The sequence below is a fragment of the Pedobacter zeaxanthinifaciens genome (assembly GCF_003313335.1).
Classification (GTDB): domain Bacteria; phylum Bacteroidota; class Bacteroidia; order Sphingobacteriales; family Sphingobacteriaceae; genus Pedobacter; species Pedobacter zeaxanthinifaciens.
The window spans coordinates 114,922-126,332 of sequence record NZ_QMHP01000012.1 but is presented as its reverse complement, the minus strand read 5'-3'; the positions used below and the strand labels follow the sequence as shown (position 1 = coordinate 126,332).

Genomic DNA, 11,411 nt, shown 5'->3' with positions numbered 1-11,411 from the left:
TTTTAGCAAATTTTAATTTTTATTTGGATTTAAACACAGTTCATGTCGAGGCTACGAGACATCTATTAAACCATTCTGCATAATGATATTCGTAACTCGCAAAATTCCACCATCATAAAAAGAAACAAACCTGCTTAACCCTTAAAATCAAAGCGAACTATTAGCATATTCCTTTGGCGTTAACTTAAACTCTTCTTTGAAACAACGCCTAAAGTAATCTACGTCAGAAAAGCCAACCATGTAAGCAACCTCGTTAACATTAAATTTATTTTGCTGCAACAGCTGAGCAGCTCTTTTAAGTCGTACGCTGCGTATAAACTCAATAGCAGTTTGGTTGGTTAATGCTTTAATTTTTCGATATAAAGTCACCCTGCTCATACCTGCCACGTTTCCAAGTTCTTCTACGCTCAATTCAGGTTCAGCAATGTTTTTCTCAATAAACGCCATTATCTTCTCCAAAAACTTCTCATCTGGTGATGTAATGGCAACATTGGTTGGTTGTAAAGTGACCTCCTTGCTATATCTTTCCCTCAACTTTTGGCGGTTATCCAATAAATTCCATATCCTGGCTTCCAACATATTTAAATTGAAAGGTTTGGTGATGTAGTCATCTGCACCAGTTTCCAAGCCTTCAATGTTAAATATAATGGGTGTACGTGCCGTAAGCAGCACTACCGGTATATGACTTGTTCTTGTATCAGTTTTTAAAGTTTTGCACAAAGTAATTCCATCTGTAATTGGCATCATCACATCACTAATAATGATATCTGGGATTATTTTCAACGCTTGCTCTATACCCACTTTTCCATTTTCAGCTTCATGTATTTCAAAGTTGCTTTCAAAATGGCTTGATACAAACTGCCTAACTTCACTATTATCTTCTACTACTAGCAAAATCAGTTTATCCTTGCCCGCTGCACTTAAAACCTGTTGTTTGCGCTTCTCCAAAGCTAATTTTGAAGTGTTTGATATCTCGGTTCCTTTATAACTGGTAATATCTTCACTGTTTTTATAGTTCTGGATCATTTCACTTTCAGAAAGATGTGCATTACCAATAGGAAGCAACATCGTGAAAACTGTACGCCCACTATTGTTCGGACTAGCTAAAATACTCTCCACATTGATTTTGCCTCGATGAAGCTGCACCAAACCTTTAGAAAAAGCCAAGCCAATTCCCGTACCTGAACTATTTACGCCTTCGTTATCAAAGTGCTTAAACTTCTCAAAAATCTTATCAATCTGATCCGGCGGAATGCCGATTCCATCATCTTCCACCGCTATCGAAGCCATCTTTACGCCCTCAACATCCACCTCATGCACACTCACTAAAACCTGTCCACCTTCGTTGGTGAACTTTAGTGCGTTCGAAATCAGGTTGTAAATTACTTTTTCCAACTTATCCCTGTCAAACCACAAACGTAAACTCTGTTGCTCACTCGAAAATTTCAATTTGATATACCTGTGTTGGGCATAAGGTTCAAAGGCAATCACCACTTCACGCACAAATCTTACAATGTTGCCTTCTGCGGTTTGTAACACCATGCTGTCTTCTTCAAACTTTCTAAAATCCAATAGTTGATTAATTAGCCTCACCAAACGTTCACCGTTGCGTTGTATCAAACGTAGTTGGTTCAGCGTTTTATTATTACCCTCATTTTGATTGATGAGTTTATCAATAGGGCCGAGGATCAATGTAAGTGGTGTTTTAATTTCGTGAGAGATGTTGGTGAAAAAACTGAGTTTACGTTTAGCCAATTCCTGATCTTTCTCGTGGCTTACGTGTTGCAGTTCCAGCTCGTGCTTTAGTTTAGTGGTTTTAACAGAGTAACTATTGAATGCATAAAGTAAAGTCCCAATAATTGCCGCATACAATAAATAAGCCCACCAAGTTTTCCACCACGGCGGTAAAACAACAATCTTAACACTTTTAATTTGGTTAGTCCAAAGACCGTCATTATTTGCAGCTTTCACCTCAAAAGTATACGTTCCTGCATCTAAATTGGTATAGGTGGCTTGTCGCTGATTTCCTACATAATGCCAGTCATCGTCGTTAAAACCTTTCAGCTTATAGGCATATTTGTTTTTTTCCGGATTGATGTAGTTTAAGGCTGCAAATTTAAACGTGATGAATGCTTGGTCATAATTTAAAGTGATCAAATCAGTTTCGTTAATGCTCTTTTTCAATGGCGAATCATCTTCAATTTTCACCGGATTATTTTTAATGAGAAAATCAGTGATAACCACTTTGGGTTTTATTTTATTGTAAATTATTTTTTCTGGATAGAAATAAGTTACGCCATTAATGCCACCGAAAAATATTTCGCCCTGCGCATTAGTTTCTACCGCTCCAGAGGTAAACTGATTACTTTGCAAACCATCTTGTACCGTATAATTTAAAACAACAATATTCTCGTTTTTAAAAGGATGGCTAAATTTTTTAAAAGATATTTTGGACAAACCTTTGTTTGTACTAACCCATAAATTGCCTTGTTTATCTTCACGTATGGCATGAATTACTGCGCTAGCTAAGCCATAAGTTTCGTTAATGTTATAGAATTTTCCATTGTTGGTATCTAAAAAGCTCAAGCCGCCACCCTCGGTGCCAACCCATAAGCGGTGTTTACTATCGTAAAATAAGCTTAAAACAGTATTGTGTTGTAAGCTAAATGGGTTATTGTTTTGATGTTGGTATCGCTTAAATTTTCCTGTTTTAGCATCGAAATAATTAAGGCCATGCTCAGTGCCAACCCAAATTTTATCATCGGTATTTTTAAGTAGGGATAGCACCACATTACCACTTAAGGTGTTCGGATTTTTTTTATCGCTCAAATAACTGGTAATATTGCCATTCACGTCTCTAAACTTCAGCCCCCGGCCATCGGTGCCAAGCCAAATACCGTTATTGGTTACTGATATGGCGTAAACTTGCTTGTTTTCGGGCTTGCCATCATTTTGGGTAATTTCATAATTAATCAGTTGGTTGCTTTGCGTGTTAAGACAACTCAGTCCATCGTAAGTTCCTATCCAAAGCAAATTACCTTGCTTAGCTAGTGATTTAACAATGTTTTGTTGTACGCTGTTAATGACATAGCTTTTAGTAACTCCACTGCTGCGATTGATATAATTTAGTCCACCTCCTTCGGTACCAATCCAAAGTCCGTTTCCATCGGCAATAATAGAACTCACAACACGATGCGTTAAACCTGTATTGCCAACACTTTTTTGACCTATATAACCGAAATTATTGCTACTTGCCCCGTAAAAATTAACGCCCCCGGCGTAGGTGCCCAACCAAATGTTGCCTGATCTATCTTTCAGGATACATCTGATGGAATTATGGCTTAGGGATTGAGCATCAAAGGTGCTGTAACGGTAATTTAAAAATTGGTTGCTTTGCGTATTTAACACACTTAAACCATCACGAGTGCCTATCCAAAGTTCGTGGTCGCCATTGTTAAAAAGTGTGCGGATGATATTGGTTGGGATGCCACCTGAATTTCCTGATTCGTGTGAATAGCGTTGGATGCTGTTGCTTGCCGATATAAATTTGATCAACCCCAAACCTTCTGTAGCAAACCACATGTCACCATTGGGCGTTTGATTGATAGCCCTCACATTGGCAGCATATAAAATTTTATCATTTGCTATTGGAGTTGGAAGTTCGATAAGTTTTTTTGTTTGTGCGCTAATACACTTCAAACTTTTTCCAATACTTACCCAAATGTTGTGGTTTCTGTCTTCAAAAATAGTTTGTACACGGTTACTAGCTTCGCGATTTTTTCCTACAAAGCCAACGTTGTAAGCATGTAATTTGCGGCTTTCATAATCGTAATATTTAAGTCCGTTATAGGTTCCAATCCATAAATTTCCTCTGCTATCATTGTAGATGGTGCTGATAAAATCTCCAGAAGTGCCTTCGCCTGACGTGGCATAGCCAATTTTTGAAAAGGTTTCGGTATGCTTGTTGAAGAGATTTAAACCATCTGAAGTACCCACCCAAAAATTACCTTTCTTATCCTCAAGTAGCGCATTAATTTGACTGTGGCTTAAACTTTTTGGGTCATTGTTTTGGTGTTTGTATATCGTGAATTCATAACCGTCATATTTATTTAAACCGTCTTCAGTGCCAATCCAAATAAAGCCGGTTTTATCCTGCGCAATACAGAAAACAGTATTTTGTGAAAGCCCTTCGTTAATAGTGATACGTTTAAAACTGAGCTGTTTCTGTGCCTTTAATGCACTAATGTTTAAACAAGTTAAAAATAAGATGCTTAAGCAAATAAACAGTCCCTTAGGTTGATACATGGAAAATATGAATTTGGTTATTTAAATATATGATAAATTATCTTACTGCTTTTTGTTGGCGATTGGTTTTGAGACATATTTTTCATTTGCCATGTAGTATTGAAACTTTAGTCCTGTATGATACTTTTTGGCTTGCCGTTATTTTATGTTTTCGCAATTGCAATGAATAAATGTTGCAAATAATAAGAATAAGCTAACAGAAATGAATAAAGACTTTTCGTTAAAGGATAAGGTAATTGTGCTCACTGGAGGTACAGGCATTATAGGTAAATCATTTATTAAAGGAATTGTAGAGGCAGGTGGAGCGGTATGTATTTTAGGAAGGAATGGGGCTGTAGCACAAGATAGAGCGAATGAATTAATAAAGAACGGAGGCAAGGCGCTAGCTTTGGTAGCCGACGTGTTGGATGAAACATCGTTACAGAAAGCAAAGGAGCAGATTTTAAACCAGTTTGGTAAAATTGACGGATTGGTAAATGCAGCAGGAGGTAACATGCCAGAGGCCATTCTTCAAAAAGGGGATGACATTTTTGGGATGAATATGGATGGTATGAGAAAAGCGCTAGACTTGAATTTGTGGGGTACGCTACTACCATCGCAGATTTTCGGCTCCGCGATGATTGAAAATGGTGGCAGCATCGTTAACATATCTTCAATGAGCGCAAAGCGAGTTATCACCAGGGTGCTGGGCTATAGTATGGGAAAAGCGGCTGTTGATTGCTATACACAATGGTTTGCTGTGGAGCTGGCCAATCGATACGGAGATAAATTGCGAATGAACGCCATTGCTCCGGGCTTCTTTTTGACAGAACAAAACAGGACTTTACTTACCAATATGGATGGTACCTACACAGAGCGAGGTAACTTGGTGATTCAACAAACGCCATTTAAACGTTTTGGCCACACCGATGAATTGATAGGTGCTTTGCAATGGCTCTTAAGTGACGCTTCGGCTTTTGTTACCGGAACTATCATTAATGTAGACGGCGGTTTTTTTGTAAATGGAGGCGTTTAATAACTTATCAAAATGAAAAGATTTTTAATCCTATTTTTAGTATTTGCATATGGTTTATATTTTGACGTTGCTGCACAGGGAACGGTTAAAATTACAGTAGCCAACAAAAGTGATATTTCAAGAAAAGATGCAGTTGTTGAAGTTCCTTGGGCTGATATTTTGAAAGTTAGTCCAAATATAGATACTGCAAATTTGTTGGTCGTACAAGCCCTTGCCAAGCAAGCGGTAGCTCATCAGTTAGAGTATAAAGGTTCAAAAAACGTACAGCATTTATTATTGCAACTGTCCGTACCGGCAGGTAAAACGGTAACCTTGTTAATTAAAAACGCAAAGCCATCGCCAGAAGTTGTTAAAACCTTTGCCCGTTTTGTTCCAGAACGTAAGGACGATTTTGCTTGGGAAAACGACAAAATTGCATTCAGAATGTACGGTAAAGCATTAGAAAACACAAAGGAAAATGCTCATGGTATTGATGTTTGGGCAAAAAGAACTACCAAAATGGTTATTAATGAGAGGTACAAATTAGATAAATACCACATTGATAATGGCGATGGTTTGGATTATTATCATGTTGGCAAAACCTTAGGTGCGGGGAATATAGCGCCTTACATCGCGGATAGCGTTTGGTACCTTGGAAATTACACTTCCTACAAAGTACTTGATAATGGCCCCTTACGATCTACTTTTCAACTAATCTATCCTGCAGCTAACGCCGATGGTCTGAAAATTAGTGCTGTTAAAACAATCACACTTGATGCTGGTAGCCAGTTGAACAAAATATCGCAAATTTATTCCTTCGATAAACAAACAGAAATTCCAGTTGCTATTGGTTTCATTCTTAGAAATGAGCCAGATAAAATATCGTTAACTGATCCAAATGGTATAGTGGGATATTGGGAACCTGCGCATGGTGAAGATGGCATTATTGGAGTAGGAGCTATACTACCCAATAAACCTAAAAAGTACGTTTGGCAAAAGAAACAGCTGCTAGCTGTAAGTGCAGTAAACAACGGCCAACCTTTTATTTATTATGCTGGCGCAGCTTGGAATAAAGCTGGAGAAATTACCAGTAGCGAGCAGTGGTTCGAATATTTGAAAACCTATAAAAAATATTTGGCAGCGCCATTAACTGTCAAAGTATCAAAAAAATAACTAACTTAACTATCTTCTTTATAACCAAATGATATCATGTATTTGTTAGGGATTGATGTTGGCACTTCATCAATAAAAGTGGCCTTAGTGGAAGCTGATACCCAAAAAGTTATCTGTACTGCTCAGTATCCAGAAAATGAGGCTGAAATCATCTCCTTAAAACCCGAGTGGGCGGAGCAGGATCCCAACAATTGGTGGCACGATGTACAAAAGGCCATCATTAAAGTCACATCTCAAAATAGAGCGGCAGCAGCAGCAATAAAGGCTATCGGAATTGCTTACCAGATGCACGGTTTAGTGCTAGTTGATAAAAATCAGCAGGCATTACGCAACAGCATTATTTGGTGTGATAGCAGGGCGGTTGATTTAGGCAATAAAGCTTTTGAAGATATTGGCAGAGAAAAATGCTTGTCCAATTTGTTGAATTCTCCTGGGAATTTTACCGCCTCTAAGCTAGCTTGGGTAAAGCAAAATGAACCTCATGTTTATGGGCAAATTTATAAAATGATGCTGCCTGGTGATTTCATTGCGATGAAACTTACAGGTCAAGTTACCACAACAGTGTCTGCGCTATCGGAGGGTATTCTTTGGGACTTTAAAAATAAAACCACAGCCGCTGATGTAATCAAATGTTACGACTTAGAAACCGCACATATACCTGAGCTAGTACCTCTTTTTTCGGAACATGGGCGTTTGAATTCCGATGTGGCCGTAAAGCTGGGTTTACCTGCTAATATTCCAGTAACCTATAAAGCTGGAGATCAGTTAAATAATGCACTTTCACTGAATGTGATGCGCCCGGGTGAGGTGGCTGCAACCGCTGGTACTTCCGGAGTGATTTACGGAGTTAGTGATCAGCTGAAAGCCGATAAACTATCAAGGGTAAATACTTTTGCACACGTAAACTACTCAAAAGAGAAGGAATACACCGGGGTGCTGCTGTGCATTAATGGCGTTGGGAGTATGTATCGTTGGGCCAAGCAACAGTGGGCTCCAAATCTCACTTATCAGGAAATTAATCAACTTTCCTCAACATCACTAGTAGGAAGTAATGGCTTAAAAGTACTCCCTTTTGGCAATGGAGCAGAGCGGATGTTGAATAACAAACATACGGGAGCACAACTCCTAAATATTTCTTTAAATACAAATAACAGTGCCGATGTTTTTAGAGCGGTGCAGGAGGGAATAGCATTTTCTTTTAGATACGGCTTGGACATTATGCGTTCAAACGGCTTACATCCAAATGTTATCCGTGCTGGCTTAGCCAACCTTTTTTTAAGTGAAACTTTCGTACAAACTTTTGTAGATGTCACCCAAACACCTGTGGAATTATTTTACAACGATGGGAGCGTAGGCGCTGCTTTAGGGGCAGGTATTGGAGCAAAAATATACAATAATGAACAGGAGGCTTTCAATAACTTGAAGCCAATTAAAACTGTGTTGCCTAAAAATAGCGATACCTATGAATCCATCTATCAAGAGTGGATGCAAATTTTAACTCATAAACTAAACGAATCTAATTAATACAAAAATGACAAAAGTAATTACCGGAGATACCACATTTTTTAAAGGAATTGACCAAATCAAATACGAAGGTTTAAACAGTGATAACCCTTTAGCTTTTAGGTGGTATGATGCTGATAGGGTAGTAGCGGGGAAAACTATGAAGGAACATTTGAGGTTTGCCTGTGCTTATTGGCATTCTTTCAACGGTACCGGTGCAGATCCTTTTGGTGGGCCAACTCACATTTTTGATTGGGATAAAAAGGAAGATCCGGTAGCACGGGCTAAAGACAAAATGGATGCTGCTTTTGAATTCATCACTAAAATGCAATTACCTTATTACTGTTTTCACGATGTAGACGTGGTAGATTATACCAACGACATTGCGGAAAACGAGAGGCACTTGCAGCAATTGGTGGCCTATGCCAAACAAAAGCAGGAAGAAAGCGGTGTTAAACTGCTATGGGGCACCGCAAACTTATTTAGTCACGCTCGTTACATGAACGGAGCGGCTACTAATCCAAATTTTCATGTACTGGCCCATGCAGGTGCCCAAGTTAAAGCTGCTTTGGATGCTACTATTGCACTTGGTGGCGAAAACTACGTTTTTTGGGGCGGTAGAGAGGGGTACATGAGTTTGCTTAACACCAATATGAAGCGTGAGCAGGAGCATTTAGCCAAGTTTCTACACTTAGCTAAAGATTATGCTCGCCAACAAGGTTTCAAAGGCACTTTCTTTATCGAGCCTAAGCCGTGTGAACCATCAAAACATCAATATGATTATGATGCCGCTACCGTAAAAGGCTTTTTGCAGGAATTTGATCTGTTGGATGATTTTAAACTAAATATCGAAGTAAATCATGCAACGCTAGCTGGGCATACTTTTCAGCATGAATTGCAGGTGGCAGCCAACCATAATTTACTAGGATCTATAGATGCTAACCGTGGCGATTATCAAAACGGATGGGATACCGATCAGTTTCCAAATGATATCAATGAATTAACCGAAGCCATGCTCATTATTTTAGAAAGTGGTGGTTTGCAAGGTGGAGGCATCAATTTCGATGCAAAAATTAGACGAAATTCTACCGATAAATTAGATTTGTTTTACGCACACATCGGCGGGATGGACATTTTTGCAAGAGCACTATTAACAGCTGATCAAATTCTTCAAAAGTCAGATTACCTGGCAATAAGGAAAAATAGATATGCAGCTTTTGACGAAGGTGCCGGTGCTGATTTTGAACATGGAAAGCTAACACTTGACGATTTAAGGAGTTTTGCCTTGGCTAATGGAGAACCTGAAACAATTAGTGGCAAGCAAGAATACTTGGAAAATGTGATAAACAGATACATCTAACAATTTAAAAACAATAAATTAAACCAAACCAAATGAACAGCTTAGATTTAAAAGACTACATCGTCTTTTTAGTGTATTTTTTAATTGTAGCCACATACGGATGGTGGATTTACCGCAAAAAGAAAAAAGCAGTTTCAGCATCACATGATTACTTTTTGGCTGAAGGCTCGCTTACTTGGTGGGCCATCGGAACCTCGCTGATTGCTTCCAATATTTCTTCGGAGCAATTTATTGCCATGAGCGGTAATGGATTTAAAATGGGGCTTGCCATAGCTACTTACGAGTGGATGGCGGCCGGCACTTTGCTTATTGTAGCTATATTTTTTATTCCAGTTTATCTGAAAAATAAAATTTATACCATGCCGCAATTTTTGCAGCAACGATATAATGATACTGTGGCTATGATTATGGCTATTTTTTGGTTGGCTTTGTATGTTGTCGTAAATCTTACCTCTATTTTATATTTGGGAGCTTTAGCTATCAACGGCATATCTGGTATCGATACAAAACTTTGTATGTACGCTTTGGCTGCTTTTGCCATTGTTATTGCATTGGGAGGCATGAAGGTGATTGGCTATACCGATGTAATTCAGGTTTTTTTTCTCATACTTGGTGGTTTAGTGACCACATACCTGGCACTTGATCGTGTCGCCGAACTCAATGGACAGCAAGGCATAGTCAGCGGATTTAAATATATGACTACGCATGCCGATAGTCATTTCCACATGATATTTAAAAAGGAGAATACCAATTATCCAAGCTTACCAGGTTTAACAGTGCTTATTGGCGGCATGTGGATAGTGAACCTAAATTATTGGGGCTGTAATCAGTACATCACACAGCGTGCTTTAGGTGCCGATTTAAAAACTGCAAGAAAAGGTTTGCTGTTTGCTGCATTTTTAAAGCTTTTAATGCCAGTAATTGTGGTTTTACCGGGCATTGCCGCATATGTAATTTATCAAAAAGGTGGTCTGCAAACAGAGATGCTTCAAAATGGCACCTTAAATCCCGATAAGGCCTATCCTGTATTGTTGAATTTGTTGCCGGTTGGATTAAAAGGTTTAGCTTTTGCTGCTTTAACGGCTGCAATAGTAGCGTCATTGGCCGGCAAGGTAAATAGCATCGCTACTATTTTTACGTTGGATATTTTCAAAAAGAAAATTGATCCTCAAGCTAGTGAAGTGAAATTGGTTAAAGTGGGCAAAATAGTGGTTTTTATAGCAATGGTTGCCGCAGTATTGATGGCTCCGTTCCTAGGTATCGATAAAAAAGGAGGCTTCGAATTTATACAAGAATATACTGGATTTGTAAGTCCGGGCATTTTTGCCATGTTCATATTGGGTTTCTTTTGGAAAAAAACAAGCTCAAATGCAGCTATGTTTGCTACAGTAGGCGGTTTTGCACTATCGGTACTTTTTAAATTCTTACCTCGCTTAGTCGATCTACAGTTCCTTGCCTCTTCTGGTTTCTCATATCCAATTAAACAGGATGACGGTACCATTTTGTATGAAATTCCATTTTTAGATAGGATGGGTTTTGTATTCTTAGTCGCCGTATTGGGTATGGTATTGATAAGTAATGCAGATCGAAACAAAGAAAAGAAAGGTTTGTCGATAGATAAAAGCATGTTCAAGTTTGATAATGCGTTCGGTTTGGGTGCCGGTGTTGTTGTCTTAATTTTGACAGTGCTGTACGCTTATTTTTGGTAAACCTTCACAACTAATACTGTTTCAAAAAGTAGCTATTAGTTAACGATTTTTACAAGCATAAGTTAGCTTCTTGATTGAGATCATTCCTTATCCCAATCAAGAAGCTATATTTTTTTATGAGTGCGCTATGTAATCAATAAACATATTGGCATTCCAATGGAGATGTTAACTAGGGAATTTATAGCCAATGTCTCAGCTAAGTAAAAGCTAAATATCAGCTCTCGAAATTTTGCGTTTCCTTGTAATTAGATGATAAGGCATAAAGTCATGGGCTTGCTGTTAAAAATTAATTGGCGCATAAAAAAATAGTTTTTTACCTATTCCTTGTGCCTTGGTAAATAATTTTAACGATTTTTAGCAACCAAAC

At 38.4% G+C, this 11,411-nt stretch carries 6 protein-coding genes; 5 read left to right on the top strand and 1 reads right to left on the bottom strand.

The genetic code is table 11. The features are described 5' to 3' along the window. Positions 1-147 precede the first annotated feature (147 nt). A complete protein-coding gene (locus tag DUT68_RS16390; protein WP_113639308.1) occupies positions 148-4,305 on the bottom strand; it encodes a hybrid sensor histidine kinase/response regulator transcription factor in 4,158 nt (1,385 codons plus the stop codon). Positions 4,306-4,507: 202 nt separating this feature from the next. Between DUT68_RS16390 and DUT68_RS16385 the strand changes: the two genes are divergently transcribed. From DUT68_RS16385 to DUT68_RS16365, 5 genes are read left to right on the top strand one after another with little or no spacing between them, the layout of a single operon-like run. Next, positions 4,508-5,320: an SDR family oxidoreductase gene (locus DUT68_RS16385; RefSeq protein WP_113639307.1), complete on the top strand. Its 813-nt coding sequence runs from the start codon at positions 4,508-4,510 to the stop codon at positions 5,318-5,320. A 12-nt stretch (positions 5,321-5,332) separates the two neighbouring features. Next, entirely contained in the window at positions 5,333-6,472 is a 1,140-nt protein-coding gene (locus tag DUT68_RS16380; protein ID WP_113639306.1) for a DUF4861 family protein, read from the top strand. Positions 6,473-6,508: 36 nt separating this feature from the next. Continuing rightward, complete coding sequence (locus DUT68_RS16375) at positions 6,509-7,996, top strand: xylulokinase (RefSeq protein WP_113639305.1); 1,488 nt, start codon at positions 6,509-6,511, stop codon at positions 7,994-7,996. 7 nt (positions 7,997-8,003) lie between these two features. After that, positions 8,004-9,335 carry a xylose isomerase gene (xylA, locus tag DUT68_RS16370; protein WP_113639304.1) on the top strand — a complete coding sequence of 444 codons (1,332 nt, stop codon included), beginning with the start codon at positions 8,004-8,006 and terminating at the stop codon, positions 9,333-9,335. A gap of 32 nt (positions 9,336-9,367) precedes the next feature. After that, positions 9,368-11,044: a sodium:solute symporter family transporter gene (locus DUT68_RS16365; RefSeq protein ID WP_113639303.1), complete on the top strand. Its 1,677-nt coding sequence runs from the start codon at positions 9,368-9,370 to the stop codon at positions 11,042-11,044. Positions 11,045-11,411 lie beyond the last annotated feature (367 nt).